The organism is Bradyrhizobium sp. SEMIA (genome assembly GCF_014844175.1).
Lineage (GTDB): Bacteria > Pseudomonadota > Alphaproteobacteria > Rhizobiales > Xanthobacteraceae > Bradyrhizobium > Bradyrhizobium arachidis.
This window is the reverse complement of record NZ_CP046601.1, coordinates 3574440-3597992: the sequence shown is the minus strand read 5'-3', so window position 1 is coordinate 3597992 and position 23553 is coordinate 3574440. Positions and strand designations below refer to the sequence as shown.

General features: G+C 65.8%; 19 protein-coding genes and 5 pseudogenes. 16 read left to right on the top strand and 8 right to left on the bottom strand.

The features are described from left to right. The first annotated feature begins 101 nt into the window (after positions 1-101). Positions 102-981, top strand: a pseudogene (locus FOM02_RS17635) (SDR family oxidoreductase). 28 nt (positions 982-1009) lie between these two features. Here FOM02_RS17635 and FOM02_RS17630 read toward each other — a convergent pair. From FOM02_RS17630 to FOM02_RS17620, 3 genes and pseudogenes are all read right to left on the bottom strand, one after another. After that, positions 1010-2344 carry a dicarboxylate/amino acid:cation symporter gene (locus tag FOM02_RS17630; protein ID WP_027557805.1) on the bottom strand — a complete coding sequence of 445 codons (1335 nt, stop codon included), beginning with the start codon at positions 2342-2344 and terminating at the stop codon, positions 1010-1012. Positions 2345-2428: 84 nt separating this feature from the next. Then, a complete protein-coding gene (locus FOM02_RS17625; protein WP_027557804.1) occupies positions 2429-2986 on the bottom strand; it encodes a biotin transporter BioY in 558 nt (185 codons plus the stop codon). Between the two features lie 87 nt (positions 2987-3073). Then, positions 3074-4261, bottom strand: a pseudogene (locus tag FOM02_RS17620) (pyridoxal phosphate-dependent aminotransferase). Positions 4262-4453: 192 nt separating this feature from the next. Here FOM02_RS17620 and FOM02_RS17615 point away from each other — a divergent pair. The 10 genes and pseudogenes from FOM02_RS17615 (at position 4454) to aat (ending at position 14381) form a co-directional block, all read left to right on the top strand. Next, complete coding sequence (locus tag FOM02_RS17615) at positions 4454-5857, top strand: M48 family metalloprotease (protein WP_027557802.1); 1404 nt, start codon at positions 4454-4456, stop codon at positions 5855-5857. Positions 5858-5966: 109 nt separating this feature from the next. Next, positions 5967-6734: a DsbA family protein gene (locus FOM02_RS17610; protein WP_027557801.1), complete on the top strand. Its 768-nt coding sequence runs from the start codon at positions 5967-5969 to the stop codon at positions 6732-6734. A 215-nt stretch (positions 6735-6949) separates the two neighbouring features. Next, positions 6950-7720, top strand: a complete 771-nt coding sequence (locus FOM02_RS17605; protein WP_027557800.1) for a DUF1236 domain-containing protein — start codon at positions 6950-6952, stop codon at positions 7718-7720. A gap of 260 nt (positions 7721-7980) precedes the next feature. After that, entirely contained in the window at positions 7981-8448 is a 468-nt protein-coding gene (gene aroQ, locus FOM02_RS17600; protein WP_027557799.1) for a type II 3-dehydroquinate dehydratase, read from the top strand. A 37-nt stretch (positions 8449-8485) separates the two neighbouring features. Further along, positions 8486-9044, top strand: a pseudogene (accB, locus tag FOM02_RS17595) (acetyl-CoA carboxylase biotin carboxyl carrier protein). A gap of 82 nt (positions 9045-9126) precedes the next feature. Beyond that, positions 9127-10485: an acetyl-CoA carboxylase biotin carboxylase subunit gene (accC, locus tag FOM02_RS17590; RefSeq protein ID WP_027557797.1), complete on the top strand. Its 1359-nt coding sequence runs from the start codon at positions 9127-9129 to the stop codon at positions 10483-10485. A gap of 107 nt (positions 10486-10592) precedes the next feature. Beyond that, positions 10593-12110 (top strand): sensor histidine kinase, encoded by a 1518-nt coding sequence (locus tag FOM02_RS17585; protein ID WP_265441926.1) that lies wholly within the window; start codon positions 10593-10595, stop codon positions 12108-12110. Next, positions 12107-12547, top strand: a complete 441-nt coding sequence (locus FOM02_RS17580; RefSeq protein ID WP_027557795.1) for a response regulator — start codon at positions 12107-12109, stop codon at positions 12545-12547. The genes FOM02_RS17585 and FOM02_RS17580 overlap by 4 nt, the downstream gene beginning before the upstream one ends. Further along, positions 12544-13650, top strand: a complete 1107-nt coding sequence (locus FOM02_RS17575) for a sensor histidine kinase (protein WP_027557794.1) — start codon at positions 12544-12546, stop codon at positions 13648-13650. Before FOM02_RS17580 ends, FOM02_RS17575 begins: the two co-directional genes overlap by 4 nt. A gap of 50 nt (positions 13651-13700) precedes the next feature. Continuing rightward, positions 13701-14381 (top strand): leucyl/phenylalanyl-tRNA--protein transferase, encoded by a 681-nt coding sequence (aat, locus tag FOM02_RS17570; RefSeq protein ID WP_027557793.1) that lies wholly within the window; start codon positions 13701-13703, stop codon positions 14379-14381. 12 nt (positions 14382-14393) lie between these two features. Here the strand turns inward: aat and FOM02_RS17565 are convergent, their stop codons facing one another. Then, a complete protein-coding gene (locus tag FOM02_RS17565; protein WP_265441925.1) occupies positions 14394-15194 on the bottom strand; it encodes a DUF2155 domain-containing protein in 801 nt (266 codons plus the stop codon). A gap of 200 nt (positions 15195-15394) precedes the next feature. Between FOM02_RS17565 and FOM02_RS17560 the strand changes: the two are divergent. Next, positions 15395-16341, top strand: a pseudogene (locus FOM02_RS17560) (alpha/beta hydrolase). Between the two features lie 30 nt (positions 16342-16371). After that, positions 16372-17379 carry a hypothetical protein gene (locus FOM02_RS17555; protein ID WP_027557790.1) on the top strand — a complete coding sequence of 336 codons (1008 nt, stop codon included), beginning with the start codon at positions 16372-16374 and terminating at the stop codon, positions 17377-17379. Here FOM02_RS17555 and FOM02_RS17550 read toward each other — a convergent pair. Together FOM02_RS17550 and FOM02_RS17545 are read right to left on the bottom strand one after the other, a co-directional pair. Beyond that, complete coding sequence (locus tag FOM02_RS17550) at positions 17376-18176, bottom strand: methyltransferase domain-containing protein (protein WP_027557789.1); 801 nt, start codon at positions 18174-18176, stop codon at positions 17376-17378. The two genes, FOM02_RS17555 and FOM02_RS17550, sit on opposite strands and share 4 nt — an antisense overlap. A gap of 23 nt (positions 18177-18199) precedes the next feature. Next, a pseudogene (locus FOM02_RS17545) lies at positions 18200-19060 on the bottom strand (GlxA family transcriptional regulator). A gap of 94 nt (positions 19061-19154) precedes the next feature. Here FOM02_RS17545 and FOM02_RS17540 point away from each other — a divergent pair. Next, positions 19155-19841, top strand: a complete 687-nt coding sequence (locus tag FOM02_RS17540; protein WP_027557787.1) for a DJ-1/PfpI family protein — start codon at positions 19155-19157, stop codon at positions 19839-19841. Positions 19842-19998: 157 nt separating this feature from the next. After that, complete coding sequence (locus FOM02_RS17535; protein ID WP_027557786.1) at positions 19999-20652, top strand: glutathione S-transferase family protein; 654 nt, start codon at positions 19999-20001, stop codon at positions 20650-20652. A 364-nt stretch (positions 20653-21016) separates the two neighbouring features. Here FOM02_RS17535 and FOM02_RS17530 read toward each other — a convergent pair whose 3' ends face one another. Then, a complete protein-coding gene (locus FOM02_RS17530; RefSeq protein WP_027557785.1) occupies positions 21017-21424 on the bottom strand; it encodes an NADH:ubiquinone oxidoreductase subunit NDUFA12 in 408 nt (135 codons plus the stop codon). A 444-nt stretch (positions 21425-21868) separates the two neighbouring features. On the opposite strand from FOM02_RS17530, the gene FOM02_RS47150 reads away from it, so the two are divergent. Continuing rightward, positions 21869-22084, top strand: coding sequence for a BA14K family protein (locus FOM02_RS47150; protein WP_416207784.1), 216 nt, complete (start codon positions 21869-21871; stop codon positions 22082-22084). Positions 22085-22190: 106 nt separating this feature from the next. On the opposite strand, the gene FOM02_RS17520 is transcribed toward FOM02_RS47150, so the two are convergent. Beyond that, positions 22191-23330 carry a helix-turn-helix transcriptional regulator gene (locus FOM02_RS17520; RefSeq protein ID WP_265441923.1) on the bottom strand — a complete coding sequence of 380 codons (1140 nt, stop codon included), beginning with the start codon at positions 23328-23330 and terminating at the stop codon, positions 22191-22193. Between the last annotated feature and the right edge of the window lie 223 nt (positions 23331-23553).

Below are 23553 nucleotides of genomic sequence, written 5' to 3'. Positions count from 1 at the left end.
GTTAGCTATTATACCCTGATAAGGTCACTACTTTACCCGGATAATCCTAGCGCAGATGGTCGTCTCCACCAACGCCCTCGATCGATCCCTGGAGATACCTCATGCGTGTTTTCGTCACCGGCGCCACCGGCTTTGTCGGCTCCGCCGTCGTTCGTGACCTGATCGCCGCCGGCCACCGTGTCACCGGTCTTGCCCGGACCGATGCAGGCGCGGCCGCCGTCGCCGCGATGGGCGCGGAGGTCCATCGCGGCTCGCTGGAGGACCACGCCTCCTTGCGCAGCGGCGCGGCTGCTTCCGACGGCGTGCTTCACCTCGCCTTCAACCACGACTTCTCGAAATTCACTGAGAATTGCGAACTCGACCGCCGCGCCATCCTCGCGCTCGGCGAGGGGCTGAAGGGCTCGAACCGTCCGCTCATCGTCACCTCGGGCGTGGCGCTGCTCGCGCCCGGACGCCTTGCGACCGAGGACGATGCGGCGGCGCGCCACTTCCCGCGCGTGTCGGAGGCCACCGCCGAAGACCTGATGCAGCAAGGGTGCCGGCATCGTGCGGCTGCCGCCCACCACCCATGGCGAAGGCGACCACGGCTTTGTGCCGCGCCTGATCGCGATCGCGCGCGAGAAAGGAGCCGCCGCATACCTCGGCGATGGCAGCAACCGCTGGCCGGCCGCGCACCGCTTCGATGCCGCACGCGTCTACCGCCTCGCGCTGGAGCAAGGCGCATCTAACCGCCGCTATCACGCCATCGCCGAGGAAGGCGTGCCGTTCAAGGCGATTGCAGAGGTGATCGGCAAAAGGCTCGGCGTGCCCGTGGTTGCGAAGACGCCGGATGAAGCGGAGGCCCATTTCGGCTGGTTCGCGCGATTTGCGGCCGTCGACGTTCCGACCTCCAGCGCGAAGACCCGCGCCGCGCTCGGCTGGGAGCCGAAAGAAAAAGGGCTGATCGAGGATCTCGACCAGCCCTATTACTTCAAGGTTTGACAGCGCGGCTCGCGCTGTCAAATCCGCATCAGTCCGTCGTGATGGCCGTTTCCATGTCGGTCGGATCGATCTGCTGGTTCAGCCGCGCGTTGAGCTTGTCGCGGTCGAGCTCGCCCTCCCACCAGGCGACGATCACGCAGGCGACGCCGTTGCCGCACAGATTGGTCAGCGCGCGGCATTCGCTCATGAACTTGTCGATGCCGAGCACGATCGCCATGCCCGGCACGAGGCGCGGATCGACCACGGCCAGCGTCGCCGCCAGCGTGATGAAGCCCGCACCGGTGATGCCGGAGGCACCCTTCGAGGTCAGCATCGCCACCACCAGGATGGTGAGCTGCTGGCCGAAGGAGAGATCGAAGCCGAGCGCCTGCGCGATGAAGAGCGTCGCCAGCGTCATGTAGATGTTGGTGCCGTCGAGGTTGAACGAATAGCCCGTGGGCACCACCAGACCCACCACCGACTTCGAGCAGCCGAGCCGTTCCAGCTTCTCCATCAAGGACGGCAGCGCGCTTTCCGACGACGAGGTGCCGAGCACGATCAAGAGCTCGTCCTTGATATAGGCGAGGAACTTGAAGATCGAGAAGCCCGCCAGCCGCGCGATGATGCCGAGCACCACGAACACGAACAGCGCCGCGGTCAGGTAGAACGTCGCGATCAGGCCGACCAGGTTGAGGATCGCGCCGGTGCCGAACTTGCCGATGGTGTAGGCCATCGCGCCGAACGCGCCGATGGGAGCAGCGCGCATCACGATGGAGATGACGCCGAACACGGCATGCGCGGCATCGTCGATGAAGTTGCGGATGGTGTGGCCGCGCTCCCCCAAGCTCATGATGGCGAAGCCGAACAGCACCGAGAACAGCAGCACCTGGAGGATCTCGCCCTGCGCGAAGGCGCCGACCACGGTGTCGGGAATGATGTGCAGGACAAAGTCGACCGACCTCTGCGCCTCGGCCTGCTTGGCGTAGCTGGCAACCGCCTGCGCATTGGCGGCGGCATTGCCGAAGCCCGCGCCCGGCCTGACGACATTGCCGACGATGAGGCCGATCACCAGCGCGAAGGTCGAGACCACCTCGAAATAGACCAGCGCCTTGACGCCGATGCGGCCGACCTTCTTGGCGTCCTGGATGTGCGCAATGCCGGATACGACGGTGCAGAAGATGATCGGCGCAATCACCATCTTGATCAGCTTGATGAAGCCGTCGCCCATCGCCTTGATCCACTCATTGGTGGCGAGCGACGGCCACAACCAGCCGACGATGGCGCCGAGCACGATGGCGATCAGCACCTGGACGTAGAGAACTCTGTACCACGGCTTTGCTGCGGCTGGCGCTGCCGGCGCCGCCGCTATCGTTGTCGTCGTCATCGTTTCACTCCCCCTCAAAAATCAGAGCCAGCCAAGATCAACTTGGCCGGCCCTGTCAATTGGAACTGCTCGGAATGGTGCGCTTTACCCGCGGCGATCGACGAGCCGGCGTGCCGCCGGCATCAGCGTCGCGCCAAGCGCGTTCTTGACCAGCGAGGCCGCGATGAACGGCGCAAGGCCGACCTGCCAGGCCTTCGCGGCGCCGAGCCCGAGGCCAAAGGCGAGCCAACCGAACCCGGCCGCCAGTATGACGATATGACCGACCGCCATTGCCGCAAACAGCAGCACGACGCTGCGATCCCAGCCGCGCTCGGCGAGCCAGCCGGTGACGAAGGCGGCGCCGACGAAGCCGAACAGATAGCCGGCGGTCGGGCCGACCAGTGGTGCGATCCCACCGACCGGGCCGGCGAACACCGGCAGTCCCATCGCGCCTTCAGCGAGGTAGGCAATCATGGTTGCGCTGCCAAGGCGCCAGCCATAGGTGGCGCCGATCATCAGCACCACCAGCGTCTGCAGGGTCATGGGCACGTAGGGCAGCGGCAGGTTCACCTTGGCTGACAGCGCCATCAAGGCGGTGCCGAGCGCGATCAGCACGACGGCGCGCAGTGCGCCGACGCTTTCGCCCGGCCGGGTCGGCCACATCAAGGCGGCAAGAGGAGAATGCGTGGCGGTGGACGGGACGGAACGGTCAGACAAGTTGAACTCCGGAAGGCTGGCGAAAACTGGCGGCTATTTAAGCCAGTGAGCGATCCGGTCAACTGCCTCGCGCATCTCGTCCGGCGAGCGCGCATAGGAAAAGCGAATGAACGAGCGGCCGTGAACGGGATCGAAATCGAGCCCTGGCGTCGCTGCGACGTTCGCCTGCTCGAGCATTTGCTTCGCAAACTCGAAACTGTCGGAGGTGAAATCCGAGACGTCGGCATAGAGATAAAATGCACCATCGGCCGGCAGGAACTTGCGCAGGCCCGCCTTGGGCAATCCCTCGATCAGGATGCGCCGGTTTTCCTGATAACCGTGCTTGATCTCCTCCATCTCGGCCGCGCCGTCGAAGGCGGCTTCGGCCGCGATCTGCGACAGCGCCGGCACCGAGATCGACAGGTTCTGCTGCAGCCGCTCGATCGGACGCACCAGGATCTCGGGCACGACCATCCAGCCGACGCGCCATCCGGTCATGCAAAAATACTTCGAGAACGAGTTGATCACGAGTGCGTGCTCCGACAGCGCCGCCGCCGTCACCGCCGGAAACGCGTAGTCGAGCCCGTGATAGATCTCGTCGGAGATGAAACGGATGCCGGCGTCTTCCGCCGCCGCGATCAGCCCTGCGAGCGCCTCGCGGGACATCATCGTGCCCGTCGGATTGGCGGGACTGCCGACCAGCACACCCTTCAGCGGCGCCTTGCGATGGGCGGCGAGCAGCGCTTCGCCGGTCAGCGATGGCGGGTCTCGTCCGTGGTCTCGATCAGCACCGGCTCGCAGCCGAGCGCGGTGAGGATGTGGCGGTATGGCGGATAGCCCGGCACTGTCACCGCGACGCGGTCGCCCGGCTCGAACATTGACAGGAACGCCAGGATGAAGCCGCCGGACGAGCCCGTCGTCACCACGATCCTGTCAGGGCTGACGTCACAGCCATGGGCGTCGCGGTAATGCCGCGCGATGCGCTCGCGCAACGAGGGGATACCGAGCGCCGAGGTATAGTCGATCCGTCCCGCCTCGAGCGCCGCCATGGGCGGCCGCGATCGCCGTCTTCGGCGCGCCGGCCGCGGGCTGGCCGACCTCCATGTGGATGACATGACCGCCGGCGGCCTCGATTCGGGCCGCCGCGGCCATCACGTCCATCACCATGAAGGGGGGAACATCGCTGCGGCGGGAGGGCTCGAGCCACTGCCCCAACCGGTTCCTCAATGTCGCGTCGTGCATCGATTTCTGCTATTCGCTGGCGGGCCGGTCCGTCCGGTCCGGGAAACGGGGCGCTTGCGCCCCAGACTGGCCGCATTGTACGGCTCATAAGGGGTACGGCTCACAAGGGCATATCGCGTATCCGGTCCGCCGCCAATCGCCAAAAACCAATCACCAAACTGCTTTGCCAGACCGTTTGACCCAGACCGCCTGATGTTGCTCCAGATCGCATTGCGCAGGAAGGCCTCCGCCCTCACCGCCCTCGTCACGGCCGCAGCGATCGCGCTGTTGCCGGTCCCGGCCGCGCATGCGCAGGCCAAGGGGCCGCCGGTCCTGCGCGACACCGAGACCGAGCAGCTGCTGCGCGAATACACCCGCCCGATCCTGCGCGTCGCCGGCCTGGAGAAGCAGAACATCCAGATGGTGATCCTCAACGACGCCTCGTTCAACGCGTTCGTCGCGGATGGCCGCCGCATCTTTGTCAATTACGGCGCGATCCTCCAGTCCGAGACGCCGAACCAGATCATCGGCGTGCTCGCGCACGAGACCGGGCATCTGGCCGGCGGCCATCTGTCCAAGCTGCGTGAGCAGCTCGCCACCGCCCAGACCCAGATGATCATCGCGATGCTGCTCGGCGCCGGTGCAATCGCCGCGGGCAGCACTCGCGGCAGCAGCAGCGCCGGCAATAACGGGCTTGCCAATGCCGGCGCGGCCGCGATCGCCGGCCCCCAGGAGATGATCCGCCGGACGCTGCTGTCCTACCAGCGCCAGCAGGAGGAGAACGCCGACCGTGCCGGCGTGAAGTTCCTGACCGCGACGCAGCAGTCGCCGAAGGGTATGTACGAGACCTTCAAGCGCTTCACCAGCGAGAGCCTGTTCGCCGCGCGCGGCGCCGATCCCTACCTCCAGTCGCACCCGATGCCGACCGAGCGCGTCGCTGCGCTCCAGGAGTTCGCCAGCTCCAGCCCCTATTGGGACAAGAAGGACGATCCGGCGCTCCAGCTCCGCCACGACATGGTGCGCGCCAAGATCTCCGCCTTCATGGAGCGGCCGGAGACGGTGTATCGCCGCTATCCGCAGACCAATGACAGCCTGCCGGCGCGCTATGCCCGCGCCATCAGCACCTATCTGCACGGCGACCTGCGCAGCGCGCTGGCCCAGATCGACGCCCTGATCCAGGTCCAGCCCAACAACCCGTACTTCTACGAGGTGCGCGGCCAGGCCCTGCTGGAGAGCGGCAAGCCGGCCGACGCCATCGCGCCCCTGCGCAAGGCTGTCGCACTCTCCAACAACGCCCCCCTCATCGAGATGTTACTTGGGCAGGCTCTGGTTGGAACCGATAATAAGGCCTACACGGACGATGCTGTTCGGATTCTCCGTGCCGCGGTGGCACGGGAGCCCGAGGCGCCGCTCGGCTACACCCAGCTCGCGATGGCCTATGGCCGGAAGGGCGACTATGCCGAGGCCGATCTCGCCTCGGCGCAGGCCGCTTACCTGCGCGGCGACAACAAGACCGCCCGCGAGCTTGCCACGCGCGCGAAAACCCGTTTCGCCGTCGGCACGCCCGGATGGGTCAAGGCCGACGACATCGTGGCGTCAAAGCCGCCGCGCAACTAAGTCAAACTCAAACTAAGTAAGACGACGCCTGATACCCACGACGTCACGACACCAGAACCAGTCCGCCGGGACGTTTTCCGAAACCTGCTTTGGATAAGAGGATTTGCCTATGCCTTCGCTGCGCCTGCTTGCCCCCGCGCTGTTTGCGCTCGCCATGTTCGGCGCGGCCGCGCCCGCGTCGGCCGACAGCTTTTCCGATGCCCAGCGCACCGACATCGAGGCAATCATCAAGAACTACCTCGTCACCCATCCCGAGGTGCTCGAGGAGGCGATGACCGAGCTCAGCAAGCGCCAGGCCGATGCCGAAACCAAGAAGCACGAGGCCAGCATCGCGCAGAACTCGGATGCGATCTTCAACTCGCCGCGCCAGGTCGTGCTCGGCAACAAGGACGGCGACGTCACCTTCGTCGAGTTCTTCGACTACAATTGCGGCTACTGCAAGCGCGCCATGGGCGACATGCTCGACCTCATGAAGAGCGATCCGAAGCTGAAGGTCGTGCTGAAGGAGTTTCCGGTGCTGAGCCAGGGCTCGGTCGAAGCGGCGCAGGTCGCGGTCGCCGTGCGCATGCAGGATCCCACCGGCAAGAAATATCTCGACTTCCACCAGAAGCTGCTCGGCGGCCGCGGCGCCGCCGACAAGGCGCGCGCCCTGCAAGCGGCCAAGGAAGCCGGCCTCGACACCGCGAAGATCGAGAAGGACATCGCCAGCCCCGAGGTGCGCGCCACCATCGAGGAGAACTTCAAGCTTGCGGAGGCGATGGGCATGAACGGCACGCCGAGCTACGTGATCGGCAAGCAGATCGTGATCGGCGCCGTCGGCCTCGAAGGCCTCAAGGAGAAGATCGGCGTCGCCCGCTGCGGCAAGGCGACTTGCTGACAGAGCGATCGCGCAGCTCACAACTCAAGCATGCATCGAGGCCGGCTGAAAAGCCGGCCTTTTTCGTCGGCCAAAGCTGGCGCGAATCCGGCGCGCGCATTCATCTCGCGTTTAGGAAACAAATACCCCGGAACCGGCGATGTTCCGGAACAACTCAAATCTCCTTTCGTTGTCGGCGCGGGCAATGACGCAAATGGACACGTGAGGAGAATTCGATGTTGAACCGCTTTATGATCTCGGTTGCCGCACTCGCGCTGGTGGCGGGCACCGGTCTGGCGAACGCACAGGACAAGGGCCGCGACACTGGCGGCGCTGGTTCGCAGCAGCAGATGCAGCATTCGCAGCCTTCCGGCGGCGCCGCAGAGCGCGGCTCGATGGGCAAGGAGTCCTCGGGCGCCGAGAAGGGCACCGTCGGCCAGGCCGGCGGCTCGATGGAGAAATCCGGCGCCGCGGAGAAGTCCGGTGGGATGGAAAAGTCCGGCACGATGAACAAGAACGCGGCTGACGAGAAGGCCGGCGCGAAGGGCGAGCACGCCCAGGGTGCACAGGACAAGTCGAAGAGCATGAGCTCGGACTCGACCAAGTCTGACTCCACTAAGTCCGGCGCCAAGGACATGAAGGCCGAGGACAACAAGGCCGGCGGCGCCGCCAAGAGCAACAATGCCGAAAACCGTCCGGGCGCGACCGACAGCAAGTCTCAGACCACGACGGGCAACGCCTCCGCGACTGCCGCGGCGCCGCCCGCCGAGAAGCGGACTGAAATCTCAACGGCGATCAAGTCGACCAAGATCGAGGAGACCACCAACGTCAACTTCAACGTCTCGGTCGGCACCGCGGTCCCGGCGTCCGTCCACTTCCACCCGCTGCCGCCCCGGATTGTCGAGATCTACCCGCAGTGGCGTGGCTATGAGGTGATCTACGTCCGCGGCCAGTATGTGATCGTCCGTCCGCAGACGCGCGAGATCGTGTACATCATCGAAGGCTAAGCCGCTTCGGTGAAGACCAGACGAGCCCCTGCCGAGAGATCGGCGGGGGCTTTTGGCCTGTTGGCCGGCTTGTCCCGCCTGTCCCGGGCGGCAGCCATGCTTCGGACTGGTTAACAAGCAATTTCCGTAGTTTCCGCACAGGTTTTTGCGCAACGGATGAGGTGCCTGAACCCGCCTTGGAGGTCCTTCAAGGCTTCCCCTCACGCGCTTTGTTACCTATAACCCCCGCCACGCCGAAGCACCTCTTTTCCGGGATTGGAATGGCTCAACCTGCAACCGACACGATCCTCGTCCTGAACGGGCCGAACCTCAACATGCTGGGGACGCGCGAGCCCGAGAAGTATGGCCATGCGACGCTGGCAGACGTCGAGGCGCTGTGCCGGGAGACGGCAGCACATTTCGGCCTCACGGCCGACTGCCGCCAGTCCAACCGCGAAGGCGAGCTGATCGACTTCATCCACGAGGCGCATGCGCGCAAGATGAAGGGCATCATCATCAATGCCGGCGGCTATTCGCACACCTCGATCGCGCTGCACGACGCGCTGCTCGCGGTGCAGATCCCGACGGTCGAGGTTCACGTGACCAACATCCACGCCCGCGAGAGCTTCCGTCACCACTCCTACACCGCGCGCGCGGCCTTCGCCTCGCTGTGCGGTTTCGGCATCGAGGGCTACCGCCTCGCCATCCAGGGCCTTGCCGCCAAGCTCGACATCAAGCCCAAAGCCTGACGCACCCTCCTCACACAGAACATTCGGATCAAACAACATGGCGCGCCAGCCAGACGACAAAGCAGCCGCAAAGTTTTCCAGCGAGGATTCCGCGCTCGTCCGCGAGCTCGCTCTTCTGCTCGATGAGACCAGCCTCACCGAGATCGAGATCGAACGCGCGGGCCTGCGCCTGCGCGTCGCCCGCAACATCAGCGTCGCCGCGACCATCTGGTCGAGACCATGCCCGGGAGATAGGTGACGTTGCCCACCCGCGACGTTGATCAACCCGAACCGGACGCGTAATCACGCTGCGGTTGGTGGTCGCGCCGTCCGTTGCGGTCTGGTCCGTTTGCGCTGCGGCCGCCGCCGACCTGTCGAAGCATCCCGGCGCGGTGACCTCGCCGATGGTCGGCACCGCCTATTGGGCGCCGGAGCCCGGCGCAAAGCCGTTCATCGAAGTCGGCAACAAAGTCTCGGTCGGCCAGACCCTGCTGATCATCGAAGCCATGAAGACCATGAACCAGATTCCCTCGCCGCGCGCCGGCACGGTGACGCAGATCCTGGTCGAGGACGGCCAGCCGGTCGAGTACGGCGAGCCGCTGGTCATTATTGAGTGACGCGAATGGGGAATAGCGAATAGCGAATGGCGTCAGCCTTCCCTACTCGCCATTCGCCAGTCGCCATTCGCTGCAGGACAACATGTTCGACAAGATCCTCATAGCCAATCGCGGCGAGATCGCCCTTCGCATCCTGCGCGCCTGCAAGGAGCTCGGGATCGCGACCGTCGCCGTGCACTCCACCGCCGACGCCGATGCAATGCATGTGCGCCTGTCGGACGAGAGCGTCTGCATCGGACCGCCGCCGTCCAAGGACAGCTATCTCAACGTGCCCGCGCTGCTCGCGGCCTGCGAGATCACCGGCGCCGATGCCGTGCATCCCGGCTACGGCTTCCTGTCGGAGAACGCGCGCTTCGCGGAAATCCTCGCCGAGCACAATCTGCAGTTCATCGGCCCCAAGGCCGAGCACATCCGCCTGATGGGCGACAAGATCGAGGCCAAGAAGACCGCCAAGCGGCTCGGCATCCCCGTGGTGCCCGGCTCCGACGGCGCGGTCGGCCCTGATGACGACGCGATGGCGATCGCGAAGAAGATCGGCTTCCCGGTGCTGGTGAAGGCCGCCGCCGGCGGCGGCGGACGCGGCATGAAGGTCGCGCACAGCGAGGCCGATCTCCAGGTCGCACTGTCGACGGCAGCCAATGAGGCCAAATCCGCCTTCGGCGATGCCTCCGTCTACCTCGAAAAATACCTCCAGAGGCCGCGCCATATCGAGATCCAGATCCTCGGCGACGGCCGCGGCGGCGCGATCCATCTCGGCGAGCGCGACTGCTCGCTGCAGCGCCGCCACCAGAAGGTCTGGGAAGAAGGCCCCTCGCCGGTGCTGGCCGCCGCCGCGCGCGCCAGGATCGGCGAGACCTGCGCCAAGGCGATGCGCGAGATGAAATATCTCGGCGTCGGCACCATCGAGTTCCTGTTCGAGGACGGCGAGTTCTACTTCATCGAGATGAACACGCGCATCCAGGTCGAGCATCCCGTCACCGAGAGCATCACCGACATCGACCTCGTGCTGGAGCAGATCCGCATCGCCGCCGGCGGCGACCTGCCCGCGAAGCAGGAAGAGGTGCAGATCATCGGCCACGCCATCGAGTGCCGCATCAACGCTGAGAATCCGCAGACCTTCCGGCCCTCGCCGGGCCGCATCACGCAGTACCACCCGCCCGGCGGGCTCGGCGTGCGGATCGATTCCGCGGTCTACCAGGGCTACCAGATCCCGCCCTATTACGACTCGCTCGTCGGCAAGCTGATCGTCCACGGCAAGACCCGCACCGAATGCCTGATGCGCTTGCGCCGCGCGCTGGACGAGATGGTCGTGGACGGCATCGAGACCACCCTGCCGCTGTTCCGCGACCTGGTGCGCCAGGACGACATCATCAACGGCGACTACCACATCCACTGGCTGGAACAATATCTCGCCGGCAAGGCGGAACCGGGCACGAAATAATCCTCTCTCCCCACGGAACCCATTGGCCCCAATCGAGTTCTCGACGGTGGGGCAAGTTCCCGAGGGGGCGTTTTGAATTCCGTTGAACCTGAGCGAGTGAAACCGTCGTGACGGCCGAGGGCCAACGACGGCGGGCATTCTGGCAGATCCTGCTGTTCGCGGCGGGCCTTCTGGTGCTGACCGTGATCAGTGCCGGCTCGGTCTACCTCGTCAACAAGGCGCGCGACGACGCCAAATGGGTGCTTCACACCATCGAGGCGGAGAACCAGATCAACACCCTGCTGCTCGAGATCCGGCGCGCCGAAAGCGGCGCCCGCGGCTTTCTCCTGACGCAGGGACCGGATTTCCAGTCGGATCACCAGAAAGCCGTCGCAGCGATCATTCCCGCGCTCGACAAGCTCACGCGCCAGATCGGCGACAATCCGGCGCAACGCGAGAGCCTCGAGAAGCTGCGCGCGGCGATCGAGACCCGGCTCGACCAGTTCTCACGCGAGATGAATTTCGTGAAGCAGGGCCGCCCCGACGATGCCACCGCGCTCGTCCGCGAGGCCGCTGCCGGCAATACCACGACCACGATCACCAACCTCGCCAACGCGATGATCCGCGAGGAGGAACGGCTGTTCCAGATCCGCAGCGCCAACTCCGACCGGAGCCAGACGCTGGCGGCGTCGATGACCGGCATCGGCTCCGGCCTCGTCGTGCTGCTGGCCCTGATCTCGATCTGGCTGGTGCAGCGCTCGGCCCGCGCCCGTGACGAGGCGGAAGCGCGCCTGCGCGATGCCAACGTCAATCTGGAGGCCGTGGTCGACGAGCGCACGGCGGACCTGCGCGAAGCCAATGACGAGATCCAGCGCTTCGCCTATATCGTGAGCCACGATCTGCGCCCGCCCCTCGTCAACATCATGGGCTTCACCAGCGAGCTCGAGGAGCTCGGCGGCGACATTTTCCGCCGCATCAGCGGCCTTGCCCACGTCCCCGCCGACGGGCCGCCGCTGCCGGCCGGCGAGATCGCGCTCGAAGGCCCCGACAAGCAATTGTCGACGGATTTTGCCGAGGCGCTCGGGTTCATCAAATCGTCGATCGCCAAGATGGACCGGCTGATCTCGGCCATCCTCAACCTCACCCGCGAGGGCCGCCGCGAGTTCCAGCCGGAGAAGATCGACACGCGCGAGCTGATCGAGGCGATCGTCTCGACCCTGGCCCACCAGGCCGCCGAGGCGCAGGCGGAGATTCATGTCGCGCCCTTGCCGAATCTCATCAGCGACCGCCTTGCGCTGGAGCAGATTTTCTCCAATCTGATCGATAACGCGATCAAATATTTGAAGACTGGCGTTCCCGGCGAGATCAGAATCCGCGGGCGCACCAAGCTCGGCTACGCTATCTTCGAAATCAGCGATAACGGCCGCGGTATTGACCCTAGGGATCACCAGCGGATCTTCGACCTGTTCCGCCGTGCGGGAACCCAGGACAAGCCCGGCCAGGGCATAGGTCTTGCACATGTGCGTGCACTTGTGCGCCGCCTCGGGGGCACGATGTCGGTATCATCGGAACTAAACGCGGGCAGCACCTTCACGATCACGCTGCCCATCACCTGGAACGTCAGCAACCGGAACGCAGATCGATGACCCAGCCTGTCACCATCATCATGATCGAGGACGACGAGGGACACGCCCGGCTGATCGAGCGCAACATCCGCCGCTCCGGGGTCAACAACGAGATCGTCTCGTTCCCGAACGGCACCGACGCGATGAAGCACCTGTTCGGCGCGGACGGATCCGGTCTCGTGCAGAAGGGCAACGCGCTCCTGATCCTGCTCGATCTCAACCTGCCCGACATGACCGGGATCGACATCCTGAAGCAGATCAAGGAGAACAAATATCTGAAGGCCTCGCCCGTTGTGGTGCTGACCACCACCGACGATTCCCAGGAGATCAAGCGCTGCTACGAGCTCGGCTGCAACGTCTACATCACCAAGCCCGTCAATTACGAGAATTTCGCCAATGCCATCCGGCAGCTCGGCCTGTTCTTCTCGGTCATTCAGGTCCCGCCTGCCGCCACATGAACCAACAGCGCACGCCAACACTGCTCTATATTGACGACGACGACGCGCTGGCGCGTCTGGTCGATCGCGGCCTGACGCGGCGCGGCTTCAAGGTCGTTCTTGCCGCAAGCGGCGAGGAAGGCCTCGAGCGCATCCGCCGCGCGGAGACCGAGGGCGGCATCGACGTCGTGGCGCTCGACCAGTACATGCCCGGCCTCGATGGCCTCGAGACGCTCGAGCAGATCATGGCGATAGCGGGCGCGCCGCCGGTGGTGTTCGTCACAGCCTCGCAGGATTCCACCATCGCGGTGACAGCTCTGAAGGCGGGCGCGGCCGACTACCTCGTCAAGGACGTCAAGGGCGACTTCATCCCCCTGCTCCACGTCGCGGCCGAGGGCGCGCTGCGCCAGGCCGAGATGCAGCGGGCGCGCGAGGAAGCCGAGGCCGAGATCCACGCCTCGCGCGACCGCTATGCCGCGCTCGCCGCCGAGCGCGAGCTGCTGCTGCGCGAGGTCAACCACCGCGTCGGCAACTCGCTCCAGATCATCGCCTCGCTGCTGCACCTGCAGGCGAGCTCGGCCGCGCAGGAAGAGGTCAAGGCGGCGCTGACCAATGCGATGGGCCGCGTCGCTGCGGTCGCGCAGGTGCACCGCCGCCTCTACACCTCGCAGGACCTCAAGAGCGTGGTGCTGAACCAGTACCTGGACTCGCTGCTCGAGGATCTCCGCCGCTCGGCCGAAGGTAACCGGATGTCGCGCCTGACGCTGAAGGCCGAGCCGATCGAGATCGACCCGGACCGTGCCGTCGCCGTCGGCATCATCGTCAACGAGCTGGTGATGAACGCGGTGAAATACGCCTATCCAGATGGCGCCGGCCCGATCCATGTCGAGCTGAGCTCGAAAGGAGACGATCTGCTGCTCGCGATCAGCGACGACGGCGTCGGCGACAACGTCAAGGCCGATCCGCGTTCGACCGGCATGGGCCAGCGCATCGTCGCGGCGATGGCCTCCAAGCTGGATGCGACCGTCGAGCGCGATCCCGCGCATTCCGGAACCCGTATCGTGTTGCGGTTCCGCCGCGTGCCTGACGTGCCCGGCAAGACCAGCAGCGCCGCCGCGAGCTGACCTGCGCGCCACCCATCGCAACCGAATTGCGATCCTGCTATTGTTGCCTCATGACTTCGCGCGACTCCGCCTCGTCTGAAATCACGCCGGCCGTGCTGCTGCGCGCCTATGCCTGCGGCATCTTTCCGATGGCGGAAAGCGCCGACGATCCGACCCTGTTCTGGGTCGAGCCGGAATTGCGCGGCGTGATCCCGCTCGACGGTTTTCGCGTGGCCTCGCGCCTTGCGCGCACCGTGCGCTCGGATGGGTTGCGCGTTACCGTCAACACCGCGTTCAAGGCGACAATCGCCGGCTGCGCCGCGCCGCAGACCGGCCGCGAGGACACGTGGATCAACAAGCGCATCCGCGACCTCTATGGCGGCCTCTACGAGCTCGGCCATTGCCACAGCGTCGAGGCCTGGCAGGGCGACGAGCTCGTCGGCGGTCTTTACGGCGTCAGCCTCGGGCGCGCCTTCTTCGGCGAGAGCATGTTCCACACCGCGCGCGATGCCTCCAAGGTGGCGCTGGTGCATCTGGTGGCGCGGCTGATCCATGGCGGCTTCGAGCTGCTCGACACGCAATATGTCACCGATCATCTGAAGAGCTTTGGCGCGGTGGAGATCTCGCGGCGGCGCTACACCGCGCTGCTCGACAAGGCGCTCGCCGGCGAGCCCGGCGATTTCCTGCGGCTGTCGCCGGGTGACGCAATCCCCGGCGCACGCGCGCTCGAGATCATCGCCTCGCGGCAATAACCGATAGCTGGCCTAGCGGCCAAACCCCGGGATACCGAACAGGCCTGGCCGCTGCTCCGGCGGCGGAGGCGGTGCCGGTTGCTGCTGCTGCATCGGCGGCAGAGGCTGCGGCGGACGCTGCTGCACCTGCTTGGGTGCGGCTTTCTTCTGCGCGGGCGGCGGCGGTGGCGGGGCCGGCTTGCTCGCGGGATCGGGCGCCGCCGTTGCGATGGTCTGCTGCGGCTCTTTGCAGTCGGTCAGCCAGATGTCGTAGATCGGATGCTCGACGCCGTGCAGGCCGGGGCTTGCCGCGTACATCCAGCCCGAGAAGATGCGCTTCACCTCGCCCTGCAAGGTGATCTCGTCGACCTCGACGAAGGCGTCGGTGTTGGCGGCTTCCGTCGCCGGCCGCGTGTAGCAGGCGTCGGTCTTGACCCTGAGCGCGCCGAACTGGACGGTCTCGCCGATATCCTCGTCGAAATTAATGATGCGTCCGGTGATCTTGTCGAGGCCGGAGAAGGTGGCCTTCTTGTTCACGATCTTCTGGGCCGGCGGCTCGGTCACGACCTCGTCGCCCGGCTGGAGGCTCGCCGGCGTCTGCGGCACGGCGCCACCAGGCGCGCCCTTCTGCTGCGGCTGGCGCTGACCGGGCGGGCCGCGCGGAATCGCCCCCGGCGGCCGCGGCGGCGGATCGGAGAAGATCGTGCCGATCTGCGCCTGGGCAGGCGTCGCAACCGTCAGCGCGGTGGCAGCCAGCAGCGCCGCAAGGCCTGTCAGGGTAAAGGTTTTGAACATCTTGCGCGGCTTCAACAGCGAATCGGGCTTGTTGGACATTCTACAGGGGATACCGCCGCTCGCAGGCTATCGGGTTAACACGCCGAATACGGCGGGGAAAGGGCGGCATCCCTGCCCTGCCCGCCGCCCGCTGGCCAGACCCGCCACCGGATGGGATAGTTCGGTGCGCCTCTCCCCGGGGCCAATGCGGGCAATCCCCCGATACCGACGTCCAACCAGAATCCCCTGAGGCCGCTCCCATGCCCGTCGTACTCGATCCCGATGCCGCCGCCGTCTACCGGGCTTTTCGGGAGGCCGGGCGCCCCGCCTACGAGACCCTGACCGCGCCGGAGGCCCGCGCCTATTATTCGCAAGCCCGCTTTGCCACCAATCCCGAGCCGCCCGAGCTTGCGCGCGTCACGCAACTCGCGATCCCGGCGCCGCACGGCGCCATCCCGGCCCGCCTCTACTTGCCAAAGGAGCCGCGCCGGACTGAGGGAGTGTCGCCGGCGCTGGTGTTCTTCCACGGCGGCGGCTGGGTGATCGGCGATCTCGAGTCCCACGACGTCGTCTGCCGCCAGCTTGCTGAGGCCGGCGCCCTTATCGTCATCTCGGTCGACTACCGCCTCGCGCCCGAGCACAAGTTTCCCGCCGCCGTCGATGACGCCATCGCCGCGACCTGGTGGATCGCCGCGAATGCGCGCGAGCTCGGCATCGACGCCGCGCGCCTCCGCGATCGGCGGCGACCAGCGCCGGTGGCAACCTCGCCGCCGTCGTCGCACTTGCCGCGCGCGACGCTGGCGGCCCGGCGATCGCGGGCCAGGTGCTGATCTACCCCGCGACCGATTTCGCCATGTCTCACGGCTCGCACAACGAGCCCGAGACCAGCGTGCTGCTGACCCATTCGGTGATCCGCTGGTTCCGCGATCATTATCTGAACGGCACAGCCGACATCCACGACTGGCGCGCTTCCCCGGCGCGCGCACAAAACCTTGCCGGCTTGCCGTCCACATATGTGCTGACCGCCGGCGCCGATCCCCTGCGCGACGAAGGCGACGAATATGCCGAGCGGCTGAAGCAAGCGGGCGTGCCCGTCGCTTACAAGCACTATTCCGGCCAGTTCCACGGCTTCTTCACGATGGGAAAACTGCTGCCGCAGGCCGATGTCGCCGTGAGCGAGATCGGCGCGTGGCTGAAGGGGTTGTAGCTTCCGTAGCACGACGCACCAACGACGCCGATGTCCTCCCTCCTCAAATCTCTCTTCGCCGTTCCCCTGCGCGCCCTCACCTGGATCGGCGACCAGGGCACGCGCGCCGTGGCGGCTGTGGTGTTCATCGCGGTCGCGGTGCCGCCGATCGGCGCGCTGCTGCGTCCCTATCTCACCTGGGCGATCGTCGGCCTGCTCTGCATCTCGTTCATGCGCGTCGATCTCGCCGCGCTCTACGGCCATCTCCGCCGGCCTGCTCTGGTCGCCACCGCCACCGCATGGACCACGCTCGGCGTGCCCCTGCTCGTCGGGCTGATCGCCTGGGCGACCGGCTTCGACAACCACGCGCCCGGCCTGTTCCTCGGCTTGATGCTGCAAGGCATGGCCTCGCCAATGATGGCATCGCCGGCGCTCGCCGCCATGATGGGGCTCGATGCGACCCTGGTGCTGATCACGCTGGTGACCTCGACGGCGCTGGTGCCTTTCACCGCCACGCTATTCGCTGGCCTGTTCCTCGGCGCCAAGCTCAGCGTCACGCCGCTGGCGCTGGGCCTCAAGCTGCTCGGCCTGCTGTCGGGCTCGCTGCTCGGCGCCACCATCATCCGGCGCCTCGCCGGCGCGGAGGCGATCCAGCGCCACAAGCGGCCGATCGACGGCATCAACATCATCATCCTGCTGGCGTTCGCCTCCGCGATCATGGGCGACGTGGCCCACGACGTGCTGACCGATCCGGTCTTCACGATCGGCATCGCGCTCTTGTCCTTTGCGATCTATTTCACGCTGCTCGCCATGACGACGCTGATCTTCCGCCGCATCGGCTATGAGCGCGCGCTGGCGCTCGGGCTGATGGTGGCGCAGCGCAATCTGGGCGTGATGCTGGCTGCGACCTCAGGCGCGCTGCCGGCCACGACCTGGCTCTATTTCGCGATGACGCAGTTTCCGATCCACCTGTCGCCCTACATGCTGACGCCGATCGCGCGGCGCCTGACGGCCCGCGCGGACGACGCCGGCACGGCGGCTGCAGGCAGGACGACCTAAGGCGCAGTCGGCTTCGAGGCCCTGAAGAGATAACGGTTGGTGCTGAAGAAGTACTGCCCCGCCGCGCCGAGACGCTCGAACTCGCTGTGCCATGCGGTGAGATCATCGGCCGGAACGTCGTTCCTGCGGGCGACGAAATCCCGGATGCCTTGGGCCAGTCCCTTGCTGTAGCTGTCGTCATCGTACTGCAAATTCAGGATGGGAAAGATCGATGCGCCGTCGAGGTGAAATCCCGCCTCCACCAGTCTGCGGGCCATCGATCTCGGCAGGCGCGGGTGGGCGCAGTGCGCTTCCCATGAGGTCATGACCGCGGTCATCCGTTCCGGGTCTTCGGAATGCCACACCACTGCGTCCCAATCGGTCGCGACAAAAATCGTGCGGCCACCCGGCCTGAGGACGCGAAACGTCTCGGCGAGGACGCGGTCGACATCGGGCACGTACTCGGCAACCTGCGTGCACACCACGACATCGAACGAGGCATCGGCTTGATCCAATGCCGTCGCGTTGCCGATGGCATATGAGATCCAGGCGGACGCCTTCTGCCGGTTGCAGGCCGCGATCAGGTCGATGGACACATCGATGCCGACGACGGCACCATCGGGCCCGACGATCTTCGCCATGCTTTCGCAGAGATAGCCGGGACCGCATCCGATATCTAGAACGCGCTCGCCGGCAGTCAGAGCGAGCTGCCGCATCGTCTCCGCGCGCTGGGCGATCACATCACGCTTGAGATAGATTCTCTGCAGCCGTTTCGCATTTTCGTTGCTGTACTCCATCCCGCTCATCGTCGCCTCCACGCTCGAGTACCAGACGAAGTTCGCTACCCCGCCCGCGCCGCACGGCGCAGCGCCTGCGGCGGCTGGGAGACAAGCGGGGCGACTGCGGCCTTCTCGGTCCTCGAGCCGCAGCCGCTCGATCGCTTTCGACGGCGTCGTGCCGTCTCGGCGGCAAAGGCGCGGGCGAAATGCCGCGCGCTCATGCCGGCGCGATCGGCGAGGTCTTCCACCGTCAGCGGCGCGTCGAGGTTTTCACGCGCCCAGGACAATAGCGCGCCGAAGCGGCCGTTCGGCGTCTTCAATTCCAGCAGCGATGAGAACTGCGACTGGCCGCCGCTGCGGCGATGGTAGAGCACGAGCTGGCGGGCGGCCTGTTGCGCGATCTCCTCGCCATGGTCCTCGGTGACCATCGCGAGCGCGAGGTCAATGCCGGCGCTGATGCCCGCCGAGGTCCAGACATTGCCGTCGCGGGTGAAGATCTGGTCGGGCTCGAACTTGATCTTCGGATACCGCGCAACGAAATCGCGGGTGCGGCCCCAATGCGTGGTGGCGCGGCGGCCATCGAGCAGGCCGGCCTCCGCAAGCACATAGGCGCCGGAGCAGACGCTGGCGATCCGCACGCCGCGCTTGGCCAGCCGCTGGATGAAGGCGAGCGTAACGGGACAGCGCGCCGGCGCCGACACGCCGGCGCCGCCCGCCACGACCAGCGTCGTGATCGCATTCGTCGATTTGAAATCGCGCGCCATCATCTCGACGCCCGACGAGCTGCGCACCGGCCCGGCATTCAGCGCCAGCACCCGAAGCGCGAGCGGCTTGCCGTTGGCACGTGCCGCGATCTCGAACACCGAGATCGGGCCGGCCGCATCGAGCAGTTGGAAGTCGGGGAAGATCAGGATGCCGATCATGGTCATGTCCGAAAGCGAGGGAAATACGCCATTTTGGACAGAAGGGCATCATGAGAGGCTGCCGCCGTCAAGCTCATCTTTGGAGGACCTGCCCATGTCGTCACCGCTCCAGATCGGTCTGTTGGTGTTTCCGCGCGTCACCCAGCTCGACTTCACCGGTCCGCTGCAGGTGTTTTCGTCCGTTCCCGGCGCGACCGTGCACCTGATCTGGAAGACGCTGGCCCCGGTGCCGAGCGATTCCGTGCTGATGCTGACGCCGACCATCACGTTCGCCGACTGCCCGCAACTGGACGTGATCTGCATTCCCGGCGGCTTCGGCACCGACGCGCTCCTCAATGATGAGGAGACTCTCGACTTCGTGCGCAAGCAGGCATCCGGCGCCAAATTCGTCACGTCGGTCTGCACGGGATCGCTGGTGCTGGGCGCGGCCGGGCTGTTGAAGGGCTACAATGCCGCCACCCATTGGAGCGCGATGGAGATGCTGGCGCTGTTCGGTGCGACGCCCACCAAGGCACGCGTCTGCATCGATCGCAATCGTGTGACCGGCGGCGGCGTCACAGCAGGAATCGATTTCGCCTTGAAGCTGGTGTCGCTGCTGGTCGATCGCACCACCGCGGAAGCCGTGCAGCTCCGCCTCGAATACAATCCCGCGCCGCCCTTCAACGCCGGCTCGCCGGATACTGCGCCGGCCGAGGTGCTCGCGCTGATGAAGGAGCGGGTCGCACCATCGCAGGCGCGGCGGCTCGAAGCCGCCAAGCGCGCAGCCGAAAGGGTGATGTAGCCCTTCCGTCGCGGACATGGTACGGCACGTTCCGGCGATGCGAAGCATCGCCCGGAGCGACGCTGCTGACACGACGCTGTCAGGAGCCTGTCGTGACACTCCGGCTCCGGCCGCCCCGTTGGCAGTTTCCGGTCGGTGCGCACAGGAGGACCTGACCGTGGCGCGATACCGACTGCACTGCGTCGGAGCTTCGGGCAATTCGTTCAAGGTCGCCCTCTTTCTCAACTGCGCCGGGCTCGACTGGGAACCGGTCGGCGTCGACTTTGCCGGCGGTGAAACCCGCAAGCCTGACTGGCGGGCCGCGACCAACGTCATGGGCGAGGTCCCCGTCCTCGAGGCTGATGGTCGGCTTCTGAGCCAGTCGGGCGCGATCCTACTGTGGCTCGTCGAGACTCATGGCGTGTTCGCTCCGACACGCGTGGAAGCATTCGAGGCGATGCGCTGGCTGCTGTTCGACAACCACAAATTCACCTCGAGCTTTGCCCAACACCGGTTTCAGCGTTGCTTCATGCCCGAGCCCGCGCATCCCGCCGTGCTGGCGTACTTGCGGGCGCGGACCGAGAGCGCCTTCTCGATCGTCGAGCGACACCTCGCCGACCGCGACTTCATGCTGGGCGGCCGGCCGACAATCGTCGATTTCTCGCTGCTCGGCTATTTGTACTATCCAACCGAGGAGACAGGTTTCGATCTTGCGGCGGCCTTTCCGGCCATCAACGCCTGGCGCCGGCGCATCGCCGAATTGCCGGGCTGGAAGCCGCCCTATGAGATGATGCCGGTTGGCAACTCACCCCCGCTCCATCTGCATCTTTGAGGTGTGGGACAAACCCAAAGCAGCGGATCAAAGAAAAAGGCCGCCCGGTTTCCCAGGCGGCCTTTCCTGTCTTACGGCGGCGCACATTCACATCGGGCGATTTCGGAACTTCCAGACCGGGGGCCTATCTCCCGATCGAGTCCTTACTCGGCGGCCGCTGCATCTCGGGACAGTCGCGAACTGTTGCCCGAACCGAACGCGATGGTTTCCCATCTCCGTAAGATGGGATCATTGAGCCGCATCGCTCGCGCCGGTGCAACGCCGGCGCTAGCGCCATCCCCGCTGTTCCCGTTGTCCACAGCGGCGTGAGGCGGATGCTCATGCATCCACCCTCGATGATGAGGATTCGCGCTTGGGCCGACGGTTAGCCGGGCGTCCAGGGCTGGTAGTCGCCGGTCGCCTTCGGCCGGCGGCCGCTGGCCAACGTCGAGCCCGAGGGCCGGTAGGCCTTGGCCGTGCCGGTGAGATTCGGCTGGTGCGGCTTTTCCCACTCGCGCGGCTGGTAGTTGGTCGCGGTCGGCGGGGTGTCGACGACGTGATGGATCCAGCCGTGCCAGGACGGCGGGATGCGGCTCGCCTCGGCATAGCCGTTATAGATCACCCAGCGCCGCTCGAAGCCCAGCGTCGGATCGATCGCCCCGCCGCGGGTGCGATAGTAGCGGTTGCCCTGCTCGTCCTCACCGACCAGTTCGCCGTACCGGCTGGTCCAGAGCTGGGTGCCAAAGGTCTGGCCATTCCACCAGGTGAAGAACTTCAGAAGGAATTGTTTCATACGGCAAGGGCCCTGCTTCGTGGGGCCCTGATGCCATCCGGACGCCGAAATGTCCAGTTCGGCCCGCGGGGGCCGTCCCCTTCCCAAATGCGGGTGCTGCGGACCGCCGGCGCCGCCGCAAATCGGTCGTGATCCGTTCATGCCGGGTACAGCGGCGAGGTGAGAGGCTCGCGGCACACACGCAAACCAGCGTGATCCCTGGAACCAGCGCTGTTTCATCGGGTTGGCTTTTCCGGGAAAGGAGTTTGATCATGAACAGTCTGAAGGTTTTGAGTGCCGCTGCGGCAGTGGCGTTGATGCTTCCGTTGGCGAGCCGGGCTTCGCGCAGAGCCGTCCCGCCGCTGGCGGCGGAGGAGCGCATGTCGGCGGTGCGGCAATTGGGGCGGTCACCGCTGGCATCACCGTGGCGGCGGCTTCTGGCCCGGCGTCGCGGCCGGCGCCGCGATCGGCGGCCTCGGCTCCTACGCCTATTACGGCGGCGGCTATTACGATGATCCCTACTACTACGGCGACGACTCCTATTACGATGAGCCGTCAGTTGCGGTCGTACCGGACACCGGCGGCGACTCCTCCGCGTATTGCGCACAGCGCTACAAGTCTTACGACCCGGCCTCCGGCACGTATCTTGGCTATGATGGCCAGCGCCATCCCTGCCCGTAAGGCGACCTGAACAACGCGATGAGTGGGCGGTGCCGGTAGACTACCGGCGCCGCTCACGGCTTTCCGAGCCGGTCGAACTCCGCAAGCTCATCCGACGCCAAAGGCGTCACTGTCCCTGGTCCGCTTCCCCGATCCGCACGCTGCCGATTGCCGCGATCAAGCCGGCAAGCTCAGCCTGGCGGCCGGTCCCAGTCTTGGCGAAGACGCGGCGCAGATGCGTCTTGATGGTGTTGGGCGACAGCTTCAGCGATTGCGCGGTCTCCAGGACCGTATTCCCCGACGAGGCCGCAAGGGCCACCCGCGCCTCGGCATGCGTCAGGCCGTAGGCGTCCATGATCTGTCCGAGCGGGATCGATCGCCGGTTGGCGGGATCGATGACGAACAGTAGCACCGCAGCATCCTTCACACCGGCATCCGACAGCCGCCCGAGATCCTTGCTCCGGATCGCGGCGACCAGAACGGTCAGAAGCCGGCCGTCGCTATTGCGCGGCAGGCTCATGGCACCGCCAGCACCGCCCTGCAACGCGACGCGGATCAGCTCGCTCAGCCGCTGCGAATGTGCGGGCGAATGCGTCCCGACTGATTGATGCAGCCGCAGCACGCCCTCCTCCGCCATGCGGCGGGCTGCGCCGTTGGCGAACAGCACCCGCGCCTTGCGGTCGAGCACGGCGACGCCGTCGGCGAGCCGGTCGAGGACATTGAAGGCAGCCTGCTGCATGGCGAGGTAGCCGTCGATCCGGAATCCGAGCGTCACCGACCGGCAGAGATGCGGAGCCAACCATTCCAACAGCTGCTGCTCGTCGGGATCGAACGGCCCCAGCCGCGCGCTGCGACACATGTTGAAGGCGGCACGAAAATCATCGCGCGCCGCGAGCGCCATCATTCCGTTGTGGCCGATCTCCTGCGGCCGCAGCACCTCGTCGTAGAACGCAGACGTTTGAAGCTCCCCCAGCGAGATCGCTTCGTCGGACAGCACCAGCCGGCCGACCGGCTGGTTCTCCATGTATTGCGACCAGGGATTCTGCATATGCCGCTGCTGATAGACGCGGTTGCACTCCTCGTTGAGACGGCCGTTGAAATCGAAATAGACCCGCTCCGCGGTGAGGGACTGACCGAACAGGATGCCGCCCTCGCTGCGCGTCAGATCGGCGATCGCCGTGAGCACATGTGGCCAAAGAACGTTCTCGGCCGCGGCGTCGTAAATGAGGTCGAGGACCTTCTCGATCTTATCACTGGAGAAATTCACCGTACTCCCCCGCCCGAGGGCCGCCGGACACCAATAACTGTTCGTGCAATCTAAGGAAGCAATATGATGATATGGCGACTCGCGGCAGGATGCCTCACCCAATGAGGTGAGAGGCGCTCGACGTCGGTCAAATCTCCGTTTTCAATCTAACATCGATGTCGCTGCCTACGATTCAGGCGAAGAGCTGCTCCATGGGTACAAGCCCAACCAAAGTTGCTTGCGC

Bases quoted from the DNA above. Each gene is read 5' to 3' on its own strand.
- FOM02_RS17555 (WP_027557790.1), top strand. From the start codon at position 16,372: ATGTCCTCCCTCCTCAAATCTCTCTTCGCCGTTCCCCTGCGCGCCCTC.
- aat (WP_027557793.1), top strand. From the start codon at position 13,701: ATGACTTCGCGCGACTCCGCCTCGTCTGAAATCACGCCGGCCGTGCTG.
- FOM02_RS17605 (WP_027557800.1), top strand. From the start codon at position 6,950: ATGTTGAACCGCTTTATGATCTCGGTTGCCGCACTCGCGCTGGTGGCG.
- FOM02_RS17610 (WP_027557801.1), top strand. From the start codon at position 5,967: ATGCCTTCGCTGCGCCTGCTTGCCCCCGCGCTGTTTGCGCTCGCCATG.
- accC (WP_027557797.1), top strand. From the start codon at position 9,127: ATGTTCGACAAGATCCTCATAGCCAATCGCGGCGAGATCGCCCTTCGC.
- FOM02_RS17615 (WP_027557802.1), top strand. From the start codon at position 4,454: ATGTTGCTCCAGATCGCATTGCGCAGGAAGGCCTCCGCCCTCACCGCC.
- aroQ (WP_027557799.1), top strand. From the start codon at position 7,981: ATGGCTCAACCTGCAACCGACACGATCCTCGTCCTGAACGGGCCGAAC.
- FOM02_RS17575 (WP_027557794.1), top strand. From the start codon at position 12,544: ATGAACCAACAGCGCACGCCAACACTGCTCTATATTGACGACGACGAC.
- FOM02_RS17530 (WP_027557785.1), bottom strand. From the start codon at position 21,424: ATGAAACAATTCCTTCTGAAGTTCTTCACCTGGTGGAATGGCCAGACC.
- FOM02_RS17625 (WP_027557804.1), bottom strand. From the start codon at position 2,986: ATGTGGCCGACCCGGCCGGGCGAAAGCGTCGGCGCACTGCGCGCCGTC.
- FOM02_RS17565 (WP_265441925.1), bottom strand. From the start codon at position 15,194: ATGTCCAACAAGCCCGATTCGCTGTTGAAGCCGCGCAAGATGTTCAAA.
- FOM02_RS17630 (WP_027557805.1), bottom strand. From the start codon at position 2,344: ATGACGACGACAACGATAGCGGCGGCGCCGGCAGCGCCAGCCGCAGCA.
- FOM02_RS17540 (WP_027557787.1), top strand. From the start codon at position 19,155: ATGTCGTCACCGCTCCAGATCGGTCTGTTGGTGTTTCCGCGCGTCACC.
- FOM02_RS17580 (WP_027557795.1), top strand. From the start codon at position 12,107: ATGACCCAGCCTGTCACCATCATCATGATCGAGGACGACGAGGGACAC.